A 15191-nucleotide genomic window follows, 5' to 3' on the forward strand; every position below is an offset into this window, starting at 1 on the left:
AATCTTAGTCCTGTTCTGGGTTTCTTAAATAGTAGCCGACGCCTCGTCTTGTCACGATCCAGCTCGGGTGGCTAGGGTTGTCTTCAATCTTTTCACGAAGACGGCGGACTGTGACGTCTACTGTACGGACATCCCCGAAGTAATCGTAGCCCCATACCGTTTGCAGTAAGTGCTCACGTGTCATGACTTGTCCGATATGTTTCGCTAAGTAATGAAGCAGTTCGAACTCACGGTGCGTTAATTCTATCGTTTCCTCGCGCTTAGACACCACATACGCATCTGGATAAATAACAAGTGATCCAACTTCAATATCATTTGATTCAGATTCTTCCTCCGTCTGCGGAGCAGCGGTTTGTCTTCTCAAATTCGCTTTCACGCGGGCAAGCAGCTCACGTGTGCTGAAAGGCTTCGTCACATAATCATCTGCGCCAAGCTCAAGGCCGATGACTTTATCAATTTCAGAGTCTTTTGCTGTCAGCATGATAATCGGCATGTCATATTTCTTTCTCACTTCACGGCATACTTCAACACCATCTTTATTCGGCAGCATAATGTCGAGCAGAATAATGTCCGGCTTGATTTCTTCTACCATTTCAAGGGCTTCGTTTCCATCATATGCACAATGAACCTCATAGCCCTCTTTCCTTAAATTAAATTCCAATATATCAGCAATCGGTTTTTCATCATCTACGACAAGAATCTTTTTTTCCATTGTGATTTCCTCCTGCATTTTTAGCATCTATGTCATTCCATTTTGCATGTATCATTACGCCTTTTCCGTTTATGAAAAAAAGGCTCACTGTCTATTATAACGTTTTACGGGGCAAAGATAAAAATAATAACGGCTTTCTTTTCTAGTAAACGTTGGATAGGAAGGCGCCGCCCGAAAAAATTGATGACTTTTTCCTTTTTTATTGAAACTTTTCCAATCACCAGCCGTCTATATAGATGTAACGTCTTCTTCTTATGGAGCCGGGCCCTACCTAGGTCCGGCTTCTCCCTTTTTATGCCTTCTTTTCATAATAAAAACGCACCTGCGATTGCAGATGCGTTTGGAAGTGGCTCGGGACGGAATCGAACCGCCGACACACGGATTTTCAGTCCGTTGCTCTACCAACTGAGCTACCGAGCCATCATCAAAAAGATGAATATGTATAAATGGCGGTCCGGACGGGACTCGAACCCGCGACCTCCTGCGTGACAGGCAGGCATTCTAACCAACTGAACTACCGGACCTCAGTAACTTGCCCGAAAAAGCAATCGTGGTGCTCCTTCAAGCAAGTGAGGAAAAAATTAGCTTAACGCTAAAGTAAATCAATGACCCGTACGGGATTCGAACCCGTGTTACCGCCGTGAAAGGGCGGTGTCTTAACCGCTTGACCAACGGGCCAATACATGGTGAGCCATGAAGGACTCGAACCTTCGACCCTCTGATTAAAAGTCAGATGCTCTACCAACTGAGCTAATGGCTCTCGGTTTGTGAAAAGTGAATCTGAAGAAGCTGTATTGCGCCAAACCAATCGCTTTAAAAAAGCTGGAACATCGCATCCTAACAAGTTTCAGAGACCTTTGCAACAACGAGATTTATAATATCATAGAGTAATTACATATGGCAATACGTTTTTCGACATTTTTTTAAAAAAAGTGTCGGATTTAAATATCTCCTATCAAAGCTCCCACTTCTGCAACCGCCTTCATTAGATACGCCTTTTCGGATGTCTTCTGCCTAATCAAACACATAGACACGTTTCAGGCCGCTCAAAAATGGCTATACATGTAACAAGTGACATTGTCATTGAAAAAGGAGGAAGCAGTATGAGTTCATTCAAATTAGGAGATAAAATGCCCAACTTTTCACTTCCAACAATACAGGGCGATCACATTGATTTCGACAAACATTTAGAGGAGCATCAAAGCTGGCACCTGATCGTTTTCTTTAGAGGATCTTGGTGTCCGGTATGTGTAGAAGAGTTAAAAGAACTCGAACAGCAGCAATCATATTTTCAGGACAAGGATATTCACTTGATGGCGATTTCCACGGATAACCCTGATGACTTGAAGGCATTTGCGGATAAAGAGGGACTATCCTTCCCGATCATGTATGACCATGACCTTACGTCATTAAAAGCATATGAAGTCCACTATCACGGGGAAGATGCCCCATATGAAGACCACGGGGTGCACGGTGAACCCGCCTATTTCTTATTAAATGAAAAAGGTCAAGTGCTCTATCAGCAAAGACAAACAAGTCCGTTTGGCAGACCGCATGCCAACGAACTACGCAAAATCATTCAGTACATCCGCAAAAATTTAAAAGGCCAATATAAAAGCCTGAAGTAAGGAAAAAGCCCTCGTGATGAGGGCTTTTTTTATGAATGCTTTTTATTATATAGCCAATCTGTGGTGAAAAAAACAAAGAGACCCGCCACGAGAATGACAAAGGTGACGGGTGGTTTATTCCCCTGGAAATACATGTACAGCGCATGCCCTCCTAATGCCAGAAGATAAAAGACAAATGCCGGCACAGCTGCTTTATGTGCATTCGTTTGTTCTCTTTTCGTCATTTTTTTAAAAAACATTGTGCTCTCCCCTTTATGATGCTTTTTTCATCGTCACCCTGCGAAGAGCCCGTGAACGGATATATTCCATTGGCCCGATTCCCCAGACGTTTAAGCAGCATGCTGAAATCGCGATTTGCAGAAGTGAAATCAACAGCCATGCCAATACAATAAGGGGCGCATTGATTTGACCGCCAAGACCCAATCCCCAGCTATAAAAGAGAATGGAGCAGATGACATTTTGCAGGATGTAACAGCTAAGCGCCATTTTCCCTACATATTCAAACCAAGTCCACATGAACCATGACTCCGTGCGTGCGAGGAGCTTCGCAATAACAGCTATATAGAAAATAGAGAGGAATGGTGAAAAGACGTAGCGAACCACAAATTCCACTAGATCGTTCGGAACGAAGACTAGTGCATTCAGCGGCAGACCAACCCACAGCCCGATTCGGAACAATATTTTCCGGAGAGATTGTCCGCGTTCATTTGCATAAAATACACCGGCTCTCATCATCCGCACACCCAATAAAAACAGAAATGTGTTCATTGGAATAATAAAGATCGCTTCTTCTCGGTACATGAAGAAGTATTGTAACCGTTCTTGAATCTGCGAGATCCATGTCTCTGGCAGCTGCTCTTCCAGCGCCGGTTCACCGCTTTGATCATCGGTCGCTGACTCCATTTCAGAGAGGGAGTACAGCATCAGACATGACATAACGAGCAGATGAATCACACCTGAGAACATCATGCCCTTTTTGATGCGCCTGCTTCCTCCCCGTACAATGTAAGCCACAAGCAGCCCAGTAACGGCATAGCTCATAAGCACATCATATTCCATCACAAGCGCAAAATGGACAAAGCCTTCGATGAATAAAAATAAAAGAATCCATAAATAAGTACCCGGCCAAGGCGTGTTTTTCCTTTTTGCCTGCTGGTATTTCAGCTCCAATCCAACACCAAACATGATCGTGAGCAGCGAGAGCATTTTTCCATAAACGAACATGGAGACAAGACTTTCTAGAAAACTGCCATTTTCATATTCATCCGCAATCTGATCTGTGGCAAAGGTATCCCCTGCATACGCAAAAAACCAGACGTTCGTTCCCAAGGTGCCTAGTATGGCAAAACCTCGTAAAATATCTAATAATCGTATTCTTTCTTTCACTAGAACGCTCCTTCCCTCCTATACAGTTATCATAATTTGGTAATGACCGGAAGTCCGTTCTGCTGAAATTAAGGAATATTTAAACAAAAAAACACCAGTAAAATGCGAGATTTTACTGGTGCTTCATCAATCTATTCTTATGGACGGTACACGCTGCGGACAACGTTCGTTTGTGAACGATCTGGTCCGACTGAGAAAATGGAAAGTGGAATACCTGTTAATTGTGAAATGCGCTCTAAATAATGGCGGGCATTTGCAGGCAGTTCACTTAAGTTCTTTACGCCTGTAATATCCTCTGTCCATCCTGGCATTTCTTCGTAGACAGGCTCACATTTCGCTAATTCATTTAGGCTTGCTGGGAATTCCTCTGTGATTTCTCCATTCAATTTATAAGCGACACAGATTTTCAATTTTTCAATCCCTGTTAGTACATCAATTGAGTTAAGAGATAAATCTGTAATTCCACTCACACGGCGTGCATGACGGACAACAACGCTGTCAAACCAGCCGACACGGCGCGGGCGTCCAGTTGTCGTACCGTATTCACGGCCAACCTCACGAATTTGATCGCCAATTTCATCATGGAGTTCTGTTGGGAATGGGCCATCTCCAACACGTGTTGTGTACGCTTTTGACACGCCGACCACATGTTGAATTTTTGTTGGTCCTACACCAGAACCAATCGTCACGCCTCCAGCTACTGGGTTAGATGACGTCACAAATGGGTATGTCCCTTGATCGATATCAAGCATGACCCCTTGTGCTCCTTCAAATAGCACGCGGCGGCCTTCATCTAGTGCATTATTCAGGACAACAGATGTGTCTACGACATATTTTTTCACTTGCTGGCCATATTCATAATACTCGTCTAAAATATCTTCAATCTTGAAGCCTTCTGTGTCGTACATTTTCTCTAAAAGACGATTTTTCTCTTCTAGATTACGTGCAAGCTTCTCTTCAAATACTTCACGATCTAATAGATCTGCGACGCGGATACCGACGCGGGCAGCTTTATCCATATAAGCTGGTCCGATTCCTTTTTTCGTCGTACCGATCTTGTTAGCCCCTTTCCGCTCCTCTTCTACCTCGTCCAATTTTAAATGGTAAGGCAGAATAACATGGGCTCTATTGCTGATTCTGAGGTTATCTGTACTCACATTCCGTTCGTGAAGATACGCAAGCTCAGTGACCAACGCTTTAGGATCAACCACCATTCCATTACCGATGACACAAGTTTTCTCTTTATAAAAAATACCGGATGGAATGAGGTGTAGCTTATAAGTCACTCCATCAAATTTGATCGTGTGACCTGCATTGTTTCCCCCTTGATAACGGGCAATCACCTCTGCATTTTCTGAAAGGAAATCGGTAATTTTCCCTTTCCCTTCGTCACCCCACTGCGTACCTACTACGACTACTGAAGACATATCGTGCACCTCCGTTAACCTTTCAAAACGTTATCTCTTTCAAACACATTTATTTTATCAATGCACAACGAAAAAGTCAACGCAAAATCCGAACATTAATATCTCGAAATCGAATTTTGTTCGTTTTAAATATGAGAAAAAGCGCTTTACTCACTTCTTCAGCGCTTAAAAAGGGAGGTTTTGAATAAAAACAACGTTTTTGATTGTTCTTACTTTCTATTGATTTTCAATTAAATGAATCATCGAATTTGCCATAAAGTCTGGTGAGTACGGTCTACCTGTCCTCAGCCACCATTCAGCCGTTCCAACGTAAGCAGAAATAACGAATTGCTTCTGCATGTCGATAGGAACGAGATGCGGATCAGGCTTTGAGCCTGCAACCCCCTCTATCCTCCCCAAAGAAAAGCTTTCTTCAAAAAAAGCACGAACCGTTTCATGAATATTGAGCTCTCGCCCTCGTTTCAAGAGAATTTGATACTCCTTTTCATGTTCTTGCAAATGCTGATAAAATCGAAAAATATATACATATGCCGGATGCTCTTTTTCCAAATCATCTTCTTGTACAGGCGCAAAAATGGCACATTTCATCACATCAAACATCTCATCCATCACCTGCTGGGCAAGATCAAATTTATCCTCATAATGCTGATAAAAGGTCGTGCGGTGGATGCCTGCCACTTTCGTCAAATCCTGTACAGAAATCTTCCCCCATTCTTTCTCGCTTAATAACTGAAATAATGCTTTTCTTAATTGCTGCTTTGATTCCGTTGCGCGCTTATCCCCTCTGTAGCAGTCCGCCACAAGCCGCTCTCCCCTTCCTATTTTCTTCAACAGATTTCGCTTTTCTGTTGGTTGAATCCTCCAGGCTGATGAATTAACTTTAATCTAACACAATGAAAAAAAGGAAGCATCTGACAACCTATAAGGAGTGATGATCATGGAAACAATGTCCCCAAGTGCCGTGCAAAAAACGTTATTAAGAGGAAAAAACAAGCAGGACCCGTATCACCCATTTGATTGGTATGCCAACATGCGTCAGACATCACCTGTTCATTTTGATGAAGCCAGCCGAACGTGGAGTGTATTCACCTACGAGGAAGCCAAGCGTGTGACAATCGATAAAGATACCTTTTCGAGTCAGCCCCCTAAAAACCAGCGGAAGCATTCCCTGATGAAAACAATGGTGATGATGGACCCGCCCAATCACACTCGCATCCGCTCCATTGTCAGCAAAGCCTTTACTCCTCGAGTCATGAAATTGTGGGAGCCTCGTATTTATGAATTAATGGATGAACTCATGGCACAACTTGAAGGAAAAAAAGAGATTGACCTAGTGCAGGACATCTCCTATCCGCTTCCTGTCATTGTCATTGCAGAGCTTTTAGGTGTGCCGTCAGAGCATAAACAATCCTTTAAAGAATGGTCAGATATTCTCGTCAGCATGCCTAAAAGTGAAAATGAGGAGGATGTAGCTGAATGGCAGAAAACACGTGACAAAGGGGAAGCTGACATGATGGCGTTTTTTGCAGACACCATTGAAAAGAAGCGTCACAATCTTGGTGATGATTTGATTTCCCTCATCATTCAAGCGGAGGAGAATGGAGACAAGCTGGCAGCGGATGAATTAATTCCATTCTGTAATCTTCTTCTTTTAGCCGGCAACGAAACAACAACCAACTTGATCTCCAATATGATTTTCAGCTTGTTAGAACAGCCGGGTGCGTATGAAGCGCTCGCGCAATCACCTGAACTCATCCCACGTGCGGTGGAAGAGGCCGTCCGTTTTCGTGCACCAGCTCCTACAATCGTCCGCTATGTCACAAAAGATACAGAGCTTGGAGGGAAAGTGCTGAAAAAGGGTGACAATGTGATTGTGTTTCTTGCTTCTGCCAACCGGGATGAGCGTCAATTTTCAAATGCACATGAATTCGATATACACCGCCACCCTAACCCTCATATTGGTTTCGGGCACGGTATCCATTTCTGTCTTGGTGCACCACTGGCACGTCTTGAAGCATGTACAGCTACAAAGATTTTAATAGAACGATATGAGGCACTAGAGCTCCTCTCGTACGTTCCAATGACAAGCAGCAGTATGTATGGGCTGAAAGAGCTAAAACTGTGTGTCACGCCTCGTTCATAACAGAAAAGACTCCCGGGCATGGGAGTCTTTTTTAAACAGGTGTAATACCATCTGTGTTCATCAGCACAACTCGATACCCATCTGGGTCTTCAATGGTTGCTCCTCCCCGGTCCCAGTATGGATTCGTTGAGGTGACATGCCGTCCGCCAAATGAGAGCAATCTCTTTTTCATTTGCTGAAATTCCTCTTCATCTGGAATATAGAAAACAAGCAGCTGTTCTGGATGCGGGACGGGCAGGCTTTCTTCTTCTTCATGTTTGGTGATTTCTAAATGAACATGCTGGTGAGGCAGCCCGAGCATCACACCATCGTACCCTTCATGCTGATCAAATGAGCCTATTCGTTTGAGCCCTAAGCCTTCTTCATAAAAGGAAACAACCTCTTTCATGTTGACGGTTGGGCGTGCGATACGTAATTGAGCGGCTTCAAACTGTTGAAATTTCATCAGTCTTCACTCCTTTTCTCCTTTTAGTATACGCTCTCTCTTTTTCTCTCTCCTCCTCATTTTGATTGTTTTTTCAATCATTCTTTCGATGTAGATCAATCAAAAAAGCCCAGCTTCTTGAGCTGGGCTTTACGCACCGGGCGGAACACCCGCATCATCAAATCTTCTTTCCAGATTGACGAATTTGTTATATTCTTTGACGAACGCCAGTGATACTGTACCAACTGGACCGTTACGCTGTTTGGCAATAATGATTTCGATAATGTTCTTATTCTCTGATTCTTTGTCATAGTAATCATCACGATAAAGGAATGCCACGATATCGGCATCCTGCTCGATACTTCCTGATTCACGAATATCAGACATCATCGGACGTTTGTCCTGACGCTGCTCTACCCCACGGGAAAGCTGAGACAAGGCAATAACCGGAACTTCAAGCTCCCTTGCCAGCGATTTTAATGCCCTAGAGATTTCAGAAACCTCCTGCTGACGGTTATCGCTTGATCGCCCGCTCCCTTGAATGAGCTGCAAGTAGTCAATCAGGATCATGCCAAGACCATTTTCTTGCTTCAATCGGCGGCATTTCGAGCGAATTTCACTTACTCTAATTCCAGGTGTATCGTCAATGAAAATCCCACTGTTTGACAGCGAGCCCATCGCCATTGTCAGCTTGCCCCAGTCTTCTTCTGTCAGATTACCGGTTCTTAGGTTCTGTGCATTGATATTTCCCTCTGCACAAAGCATACGCATAACGAGCTGCTCCGCACCCATCTCTAAACTAAAGATAGCAACACTTTCGTCCGTTTTGGTTGCGACATTTTGGGCAATGTTCAATGCGAATGCGGTTTTCCCTACTGATGGACGAGCCGCTACAATGATTAAATCATTTCGCTGGAATCCAGCTGTCATCCGGTCAAGCTCAGAGAAACCTGTTGGAATCCCTGTAATATCGCCTTTACGGTTATGAAGCTGTTCAATATTATCGTATGTTTGAACAAGAACGTCCTTAATGTTTTGAAAGGCTCCTGAGTTTTTACGCTGCGCCACTTCCATAATGGTCTTTTCAGCATCGCTCAACAGGTCCTCTACTTCATCCTCACGCGTATACCCATCCTGTGCAATGGTTGTCGCCGTACGGATCAGACGTCTTAAAATGGATTTCTCTTCTACAATTTTTGCATAGTATTCTATGTTTGCAGCAGTTGGGACAGAGTTCGCAATATCGGTTAAATACGAAATCCCGCCTACCTCTTCTAGTAAATCTGTATTGGCAAGCTCAGATGTCACCGTGACAAGATCGACCGGTTCTCCTCTATCGCCAAGTATAAGCATCGCATTGTAAATCTTTTGATGCGACATTCTATAAAAATCTTCTGGAATTAATACCTCAGAAGCGAGCGTTAGCGCGGATGGTTCTAAAAAAACAGCACCTAATACGGCCTGCTCGGCTTCTATATTTTGCGGCGGCAGCCGGTCATCGAGAAGTTCCGTCATGCCAAGCACCGTCCTTTCATAAAAAAATACGCTACTCATCATTTTAACATTTTCATCAATAAAAAAGTGAAAAACATCGACTATAGTCAAAATTACCATGTTGATATTTTGTGCAAACCAGCGCATTTCAATAGAAAAGACTCTGTAACACCAACTGTTATAGAGTCCTTCGTTATCGCTAATGATTTTGTATCTGTCATCGTTCAAGTTTGTTTTGTTTATCTATCACTTTGATAACTCCGTAATTCACCTTTTGTCCAATGTCTTGTAAAGAACCGTTTTGATAACCAATAGATAACACCAAATCGGGAATGGAATCAAACCCATTTTTCGCTAGATCAAATAGCTGTGCACCGTAATGTGAAGCGGCAATTCGTGCATTTTCTGCTGTGTATGGGTTTTTCATGAGATCTTCTTTGTATATATCAAAAATATTGATTCCTTTATCCGTTACAAATTGACCATTTACAATGCTTAAATCTTTTAAATTGTAGCCTGTCACCGTTTTGATTTGATTGACAAGATGGAACTTTGCTAGAGAATCCGGTGTGAATTGAGTAGAATCATCATTTCTGCTTTTCATAATATGGAAAAATAATTCTCTTGTATTGTTGGTTGTATTTAATAGGTCTTCTATTTGTTTCATCAGCGATTCGTCTTTTGAACCACTTACCACTAATTTAAAATTGTTCGGGTCAATGGTAAAAGTTAAATTTGTGTTTTTAGGAATGGTTATACCATTTTTAGAGAATAAATCTTGTAATTGTTCGTTCACTTTTTGGCGATTGAGTATTTTCTTTTCTACACTTTCTTGGGTAGGGTCATACCGTTTTTCATTACGAAAGGCGGCATCATTAGAATTAAATTGTCCTCCTGTTCCACTATTAGCCCATCCAATTTCAATAGAGTAAGCCGCCTCTCTTTCCGGTTTAGTTAAATCGTTTCTGAAATAAGGGGAGTTTGGATTTCGATACTTATCAAATATATGACCATGAGGATCTTTGAATCGTTTATTTTGTTCATTTATTTTTTCGTATTTTTCATCTAAAATTTTCATTCTTCTATCAGCTTCGGTCATCACCTCGTTTGTACTTTTAATAGCTGATTGATCTTTAGAGTCTATTCGGTTCTGATTGTTTGAAGCAACTGCCGTGTATGACGAATTTATATTCATTTTGATTCTCCTTTTTTAAAAAAATAGTGATTATTAAATATATCGGCATTTAAGTTAAAATTTGTTAGTTTTGATCCGATATAGTAATTATTACAAGGAGGGTTAAAATATGACAAATACTATCTTTAAACATTTTTTATTACCAGCATTGTTTTTGGTGCTTGTTACTAGTTTTTTTGCACCTCATTCAGCGGAGGCGGCTATTACGGGGAATAACAGTCCTAACACAGCCAGCTTAATGGGATATTGGAAAAATAGTCGCCCAGATACGACAATCTTACCTGAAGGTGAAAATGAAGCGTATTATCAGTTTACGATCAATAAAGGTGAAAGAGTTTATGTCAGAAGTTCGTATAATAAGCAATATACAGGTATGAAAATCGAGGTGTATAATTCGAAAAGTTCAGATGAAAGAAGTAGGGTGATTAACCCTGATTCAATTACGCCGTTTATTTTTGCCAATACTGATGAAGTTACTTCAACTTCAGAAACTTATTTTGTGAAAGTAACTCGTGGCACATATACAGGAAATATGTATTTTACTGTATCCATTCAAGATCGAATTAAATCTGGAAATAGTACATTCAACTTTACGGGGACCGCTACCAACCTGGGGAATACTTCTTTGAATTTTTTAGGAGTTGATTCTTCTATCATTACAATGGATTTAACGAACAATTCTTCTATCCCTAAAAATGCAATCGTTAAATCGATTTCAACAACTAGTACCCAATCGCCTAACCAAGGAAATGTCACACACAAACTGATGGCTGATGAAAACAAGATTTGGAACGAATCCGTTTTTTCATCTGCAACAAGTGGGTCTTACCGTATTTCTCTGGAAGATCAATTAAGAGTGGCTCAAAAATGGAGCTTTAAGTACAACGCAAAGGCTACTGCGAGATCTACTATGAGCAATGTCAAAGCCGATATTCGTTACGAATATGATGTTACAGATGGATTCTAATTGAATGGTGTTTACAGACATGTACACCGATTGATCAAAAAGTAAGGGAACATCCCTTACTTTTTTCATTGCCGCATTTTTGATGCTATATGATCTTTTGCCACTCTTCAAACAGCACCATCCTTCCATAAGAAATAAACTGCTCATAAAAAGTGAAAGTGTTAATGGTGGTTTTGCTTGAAGGCGTGTTGAAAGAGGAGGATGGTGATCATATCGGTGGCCCGCTGGTATAAATCCCATTGTTCATAGGTCGCAAATGTCATCCGTATTTCATGTAATGATTGCCTCATTTCATGATATTCTTCCACTGTAAACGAATTTTTCAGTTTGAGCTGATGTTCAAGCAATTTCAGCCTCAGCTTTCCTAATGGGTTTTTCATTCTGCCTACATTCCCTTCGCTCTTGTCTCCCTTAGAAAATTGTATATGAATTTACGTATAATATTGAATAAGTTGTAAGATATGATCACCAGCTTTTCGAAAAATCCTCCTCTTTTTTCCTAAAAATACAAGAAGGTCTATAGACTTATGTTTCCTCAAAATGATTTCAAGAAGAAAAACCTATATATATTCCTGAATCAAACAGAAGAAAATGGTAAATATCCCGAGAAGGTCAAGGCTTTTTGGCATTTCTCTTCTTTTTACTTGCACGGTCCGGCACTCCCTATTTCCAATCATTTGGTAGTTATTTAGTCCTTTATTTTCTGAATATTTTAATTCAATTGTCAATTACACAACTTAATGAACATTTGACTTCATAATTGATAACCATTATCATTTGATTTGCTTGCGTGATAATTGAGAATCATTTTCATTTGAAGAGACCATTCTTCAATCTCTACACTCATCCTATATCCGCAAGCCTGCTTTTATCATCGTATGAGAGTCAATTTGAGGAAGGGGATATTTTACACATGTCCAAACGCCCTGAAGGAATAGGTACTGAGGATTCTCTTTTCAGAGAAAGCCGTCCTTTTTTTATACCTGGGACGGAGCAGCTGGATATCACAGCACACCCTTACAGACTTTTTATATTTAAACCGAATACAACTCCTCCAGCGGCTGGTTTTCCAGTCATATACGTGCTTGATGGAAATTCACTTTTTGGCACAATGGTCGAAGCACTTCGTTTACAGTCAAGAAGGCCTGAAAAAACAGGTGTCGTACCTGCCATCATTGTTGGAATTGGCTATCAGACAGAAGCTCCCTATCATTCGCTCAGGCATTATGATCTCACTCTTACCGGCCCTGACGCTTCCATTGGTGGCAAAAGAAAGGACTTCTCCAACCATACATATGGCGGGGCCTCTGCGTTCTTTTCTTTTTTAGAAAAGATTGTAAAGCCTTATATCGAGCAGCGCTTTCCGATCAACCAGAGTCGTCAAACACTGTTTGGACACTCTCTTGGCGGTCTTTTTGTATTACACACACTATTTGAGCACCCTGATGCTTATCAGACATATATTGCGGGCAGTCCTTCTATCCACTGGAACAAAGAATTATTTCTAGAAAAAGAACACCAATTCACCAATCATATACGTCAGGTGCCTATGGATGTCAGGCTGCTTGTAGGTGTAGGTGAGTTAGAAAAACATCATCCATGTCAAATGAATGATCATGCAAATTCACTAGCAAATCGTATGCTGCCTTTATCCGCATATGGTTTGCATACGTCCTATCATGAATTCCCTGAAGAAGGACATACGTCCGTTTTACCGGTGCTGATGAATTACGCTTTTCGTTTTGCACTCTATCATAATGATCCTTTCACAACCACAGACATGAAGGAAAGGCAGTGAACACATGAAACACAATGGTCTATCTCAAAAAATTGCCCTGATCACAGGCGCAGGACAAGGTATTGGACAAGCAGTCGCAAAAAGACTAGCCGAGGAAGGTGCGATTATTGCAGCAGTTGACGCAAATGAAGAGCAGCTGCAAAGCACCGTCCAGCAAATGAAGGATGAAGGGATACGTGCCTTTGCCTATCCAGGTGACATCACCGATCAAACTTCTGTTCAGCACATTGTTGATCAAATTGAAAAGCAGCTTGGCCCTATTTATTTACTGGTCAATGTAGCAGGCATTCTTCGAATCAGTTCTATTGACCAGCTTAGTGCAGATGACTGGCAACAAACTTTCGCAGTCAACACACATGGTGTCTTTTACGTATCTCAAGCTGTCTCCAAATACATGATGAAAAGATCAGATGGGGTCATTGTGACCGTCAGCTCTAACGCTGGTGCCATTCCTAGAATGAATATGGCTGCCTATGCTGCTTCAAAAGCAGCAGCTACTTCCTTTACAAAAACGCTTGGTTTAGAGCTGGCTGCTTATGGCATTAGATGCAACGTCGTCTCTCCCGGCTCTACCGCAACACCCATGCAATGGGCTTTATGGTCTGATGAACAAGGAGAAAATCAGGTAATTAAAGGCTCATTAGAGACGTATAAAACCGGTATTCCTTTACAAAAAATCGCTGATCCTCAAAACATTGCTGATGCAGTCATTTTCTTTGCATCTGAGCAATCCAGTCATATTACGATGCAGAACCTCACGATTGATGGCGGCGCCACACTCGGAATCTAGCATTTCATTTAAAAGGAGGCCTTTTCATGAAACATTCATTATTGTCGTCAGAAGAAAAAATACAGTTGCTTCAAGACTATCAGCCAGGCGCTTTTTTTCTTGCTTCACCTAAACGCACGATACTTGCCGAAGGGATTTTCCAGCATATTGAAACCAATCAACTAAATGAACTATCCACAAGGGTAGCGCACGTATTTGACGATGCCAAACAAGCTGGAATTCAAACACCGATTGTGGCTGGTGCTGTCCCGTTTGATCCGGCGCAGCCCGTTCGTTTAAATGTACCAGTCCATGTACAGTTTAGTGATCCACTCGAATTTCAACAAGGTGATGAGGAATCAGAAGTGAACTCACAATCCTATGAGGTGACACCTGTCCCTTCTCCTGAAGTCTACATGAATGGTGTGAACGAAGGATTAGCTAAAATTGAGAACGGAGAGCTTAGCAAAATCGTACTCTCTCGATCTCTCCATCTTAAAGCAAATCGAGATATTCATACGAAAACAATACTCGAACGACTGGCTCGTCATAATACGACTGGCTATACGTTTGCTGCAAATATAGCTGACCCGAAGGCTTCCCAAAAGCGCACACTTCTTGGGGCAAGCCCTGAACTGCTTCTTTCAAAAACTGGTTCATCTGTGATTTCTAATCCACTCGCTGGTTCTCGGCCGCGCAGTTCAGATCCAATAGAAGACCAGCGCCGCCGTGATGAACTCCTTGCTTCAGCGAAGGATTTACACGAGCACGCAGTGGTTGTCGAAGCTGTCACTAAAGCGCTTACTCCATACTGTCATACACTAGATGTGCCTGCATCACCATCCGTCATACAAACAGAAACGATGTGGCATTTATCTACTGTGGTCAAAGGTGACTTAATAGATTCCAATGTGTCCTCAATTGATTTGGCTCTTAGCCTTCATCCAACACCCGCAGTATGCGGAACACCTACAGCAGATGCACGTGAAGCCATTCAAGCGATTGAACCCTTCGATCGAGGATTTTTCACAGGAATGATCGGTTGGGCAGATACAAATGGTGATGGTGATTGGATTGTCACCATTCGTTGTGCAGAAGCTGAGGGTCACTCCCTGCGTCTCTTTGCTGGTGCAGGAGTGGTCAAAGGATCAAAGGCAGAAGAAGAGCTAGCTGAAACATCTGCAAAATTCAACACGATGCTTCATGCGATGGGCATCCATCAGTGATAAAAATAAATAGGAGATGACA

General features: G+C 42.0%; 15 protein-coding genes and 4 tRNA genes. 6 read left to right on the forward strand and 13 right to left on the reverse strand.

All coding sequences use genetic code 11. The features are described from left to right. Nucleotides 1–4: 4 nt before the first annotated feature. From yycF to BAE31_RS12890, 5 genes are all read right to left on the reverse strand, one after another. Nucleotides 5–712 (reverse strand): response regulator YycF, encoded by a 708-nt coding sequence (yycF, locus tag BAE31_RS12870; protein WP_024424030.1) that lies wholly within the window; start codon nucleotides 710–712, stop codon nucleotides 5–7. A gap of 347 nt (nucleotides 713–1059) precedes the next feature. After that, a tRNA-Phe gene (locus BAE31_RS12875) sits at nucleotides 1060–1132 on the reverse strand. Nucleotides 1133–1159: 27 nt separating this feature from the next. Beyond that, a tRNA-Asp gene (locus BAE31_RS12880) sits at nucleotides 1160–1236 on the reverse strand. A gap of 82 nt (nucleotides 1237–1318) precedes the next feature. Next, a tRNA-Glu gene (locus BAE31_RS12885) sits at nucleotides 1319–1390 on the reverse strand. Between the two features lie 6 nt (nucleotides 1391–1396). After that, nucleotides 1397–1472, reverse strand: a tRNA-Lys gene (locus BAE31_RS12890). Nucleotides 1473–1815: 343 nt separating this feature from the next. Between BAE31_RS12890 and BAE31_RS12895 the strand changes: the two genes are divergently transcribed. Next, nucleotides 1816–2340, forward strand: a complete 525-nt coding sequence (locus BAE31_RS12895) for a peroxiredoxin family protein (protein WP_024424031.1) — start codon at nucleotides 1816–1818, stop codon at nucleotides 2338–2340. Nucleotides 2341–2369: 29 nt separating this feature from the next. On the opposite strand, the gene BAE31_RS12900 is transcribed toward BAE31_RS12895, so the two are convergent. The 4 genes from BAE31_RS12900 to BAE31_RS12915 all read right to left on the reverse strand — a co-directional run bounded on the left by BAE31_RS12900 (nucleotide 2370) and on the right by BAE31_RS12915 (nucleotide 5954). Continuing rightward, entirely contained in the window at nucleotides 2370–2579 is a 210-nt protein-coding gene (locus BAE31_RS12900) for a hypothetical protein (RefSeq protein WP_076840606.1), read from the reverse strand. A gap of 13 nt (nucleotides 2580–2592) precedes the next feature. Further along, entirely contained in the window at nucleotides 2593–3726 is a 1134-nt protein-coding gene (locus BAE31_RS12905; RefSeq protein ID WP_076840607.1) for a DUF418 domain-containing protein, read from the reverse strand. Between the two features lie 137 nt (nucleotides 3727–3863). Further along, on the reverse strand, nucleotides 3864–5153 hold the full coding sequence (locus BAE31_RS12910; RefSeq protein WP_041106753.1) for an adenylosuccinate synthase: 1290 nt from the start codon (nucleotides 5151–5153) through the stop codon (nucleotides 3864–3866). Between the two features lie 216 nt (nucleotides 5154–5369). Continuing rightward, nucleotides 5370–5954: a TetR/AcrR family transcriptional regulator gene (locus BAE31_RS12915; RefSeq protein WP_029707888.1), complete on the reverse strand. Its 585-nt coding sequence runs from the start codon at nucleotides 5952–5954 to the stop codon at nucleotides 5370–5372. A 136-nt stretch (nucleotides 5955–6090) separates the two neighbouring features. On the opposite strand from BAE31_RS12915, the gene BAE31_RS12920 reads away from it, so the two are divergent. Continuing rightward, on the forward strand, nucleotides 6091–7296 hold the full coding sequence (locus tag BAE31_RS12920) for a cytochrome P450 (protein ID WP_076840608.1): 1206 nt from the start codon (nucleotides 6091–6093) through the stop codon (nucleotides 7294–7296). Nucleotides 7297–7327: 31 nt separating this feature from the next. Here BAE31_RS12920 and BAE31_RS12925 read toward each other — a convergent pair whose 3' ends face one another. From BAE31_RS12925 to BAE31_RS12935, 3 genes are all read right to left on the reverse strand, one after another. Next, nucleotides 7328–7741, reverse strand: coding sequence for a VOC family protein (locus tag BAE31_RS12925; RefSeq protein ID WP_076840609.1), 414 nt, complete (start codon nucleotides 7739–7741; stop codon nucleotides 7328–7330). A 129-nt stretch (nucleotides 7742–7870) separates the two neighbouring features. After that, entirely contained in the window at nucleotides 7871–9235 is a 1365-nt protein-coding gene (dnaB, locus tag BAE31_RS12930; protein ID WP_024424034.1) for a replicative DNA helicase, read from the reverse strand. Between the two features lie 196 nt (nucleotides 9236–9431). After that, the gene (locus BAE31_RS12935) at nucleotides 9432–10409 is read right to left on the reverse strand and encodes a DUF4885 family protein (RefSeq protein WP_076840610.1); all 978 of its coding nucleotides are present in this window, start codon (nucleotides 10407–10409) and stop codon (nucleotides 9432–9434) included. A 109-nt stretch (nucleotides 10410–10518) separates the two neighbouring features. On the opposite strand from BAE31_RS12935, the gene BAE31_RS12940 reads away from it, so the two are divergent. Beyond that, complete coding sequence (locus BAE31_RS12940) at nucleotides 10519–11376, forward strand: hypothetical protein (RefSeq protein ID WP_041105825.1); 858 nt, start codon at nucleotides 10519–10521, stop codon at nucleotides 11374–11376. 161 nt (nucleotides 11377–11537) lie between these two features. On the opposite strand, the gene BAE31_RS12945 is transcribed toward BAE31_RS12940, so the two are convergent. After that, the gene (locus BAE31_RS12945) at nucleotides 11538–11756 is read right to left on the reverse strand and encodes a hypothetical protein (protein ID WP_076840611.1); all 219 of its coding nucleotides are present in this window, start codon (nucleotides 11754–11756) and stop codon (nucleotides 11538–11540) included. 533 nt (nucleotides 11757–12289) lie between these two features. Between BAE31_RS12945 and BAE31_RS12950 the strand changes: the two genes are divergently transcribed. Genes BAE31_RS12950 through dhbC form a run of 3 tightly spaced genes read left to right on the forward strand, consistent with a single transcriptional unit; the run spans nucleotide 12290 to nucleotide 15169 of the window. Next, a complete protein-coding gene (locus BAE31_RS12950; protein ID WP_076840612.1) occupies nucleotides 12290–13174 on the forward strand; it encodes an alpha/beta hydrolase in 885 nt (294 codons plus the stop codon). A gap of 4 nt (nucleotides 13175–13178) precedes the next feature. Next, nucleotides 13179–13964, forward strand: coding sequence for a 2,3-dihydro-2,3-dihydroxybenzoate dehydrogenase (locus BAE31_RS12955; RefSeq protein WP_076840613.1), 786 nt, complete (start codon nucleotides 13179–13181; stop codon nucleotides 13962–13964). A gap of 26 nt (nucleotides 13965–13990) precedes the next feature. Beyond that, nucleotides 13991–15169: an isochorismate synthase DhbC gene (gene dhbC, locus BAE31_RS12960; protein WP_076840614.1), complete on the forward strand. Its 1179-nt coding sequence runs from the start codon at nucleotides 13991–13993 to the stop codon at nucleotides 15167–15169. Nucleotides 15170–15191 lie beyond the last annotated feature (22 nt).

Origin of the sequence: Bacillus sp. I-2, from assembly GCF_001974945.1 — a bacterium.
In the GTDB taxonomy this organism is placed as follows: domain Bacteria; phylum Bacillota; class Bacilli; order Bacillales; family Bacillaceae; genus Bacillus; species Bacillus safensis.

Bases quoted from the DNA above. Each gene is read 5' to 3' on its own strand.
- yycF (WP_024424030.1), bottom strand. From the start codon at position 712: ATGGAAAAAAAGATTCTTGTCGTAGATGATGAAAAACCGATTGCTGAT.
- BAE31_RS12895 (WP_024424031.1), top strand. From the start codon at position 1,816: ATGAGTTCATTCAAATTAGGAGATAAAATGCCCAACTTTTCACTTCCA.
- BAE31_RS12900 (WP_076840606.1), bottom strand. From the start codon at position 2,579: ATGTTTTTTAAAAAAATGACGAAAAGAGAACAAACGAATGCACATAAA.
- BAE31_RS12910 (WP_041106753.1), bottom strand. From the start codon at position 5,153: ATGTCTTCAGTAGTCGTAGTAGGTACGCAGTGGGGTGACGAAGGGAAA.
- BAE31_RS12920 (WP_076840608.1), top strand. From the start codon at position 6,091: ATGGAAACAATGTCCCCAAGTGCCGTGCAAAAAACGTTATTAAGAGGA.
- BAE31_RS12925 (WP_076840609.1), bottom strand. From the start codon at position 7,741: ATGAAATTTCAACAGTTTGAAGCCGCTCAATTACGTATCGCACGCCCA.
- dnaB (WP_024424034.1), bottom strand. From the start codon at position 9,235: ATGACGGAACTTCTCGATGACCGGCTGCCGCCGCAAAATATAGAAGCC.
- BAE31_RS12935 (WP_076840610.1), bottom strand. From the start codon at position 10,409: ATGAATATAAATTCGTCATACACGGCAGTTGCTTCAAACAATCAGAAC.
- BAE31_RS12940 (WP_041105825.1), top strand. From the start codon at position 10,519: ATGACAAATACTATCTTTAAACATTTTTTATTACCAGCATTGTTTTTG.
- BAE31_RS12945 (WP_076840611.1), bottom strand. From the start codon at position 11,756: ATGAAAAACCCATTAGGAAAGCTGAGGCTGAAATTGCTTGAACATCAG.
- BAE31_RS12950 (WP_076840612.1), top strand. From the start codon at position 12,290: ATGTCCAAACGCCCTGAAGGAATAGGTACTGAGGATTCTCTTTTCAGA.
- BAE31_RS12955 (WP_076840613.1), top strand. From the start codon at position 13,179: ATGAAACACAATGGTCTATCTCAAAAAATTGCCCTGATCACAGGCGCA.
- dhbC (WP_076840614.1), top strand. From the start codon at position 13,991: ATGAAACATTCATTATTGTCGTCAGAAGAAAAAATACAGTTGCTTCAA.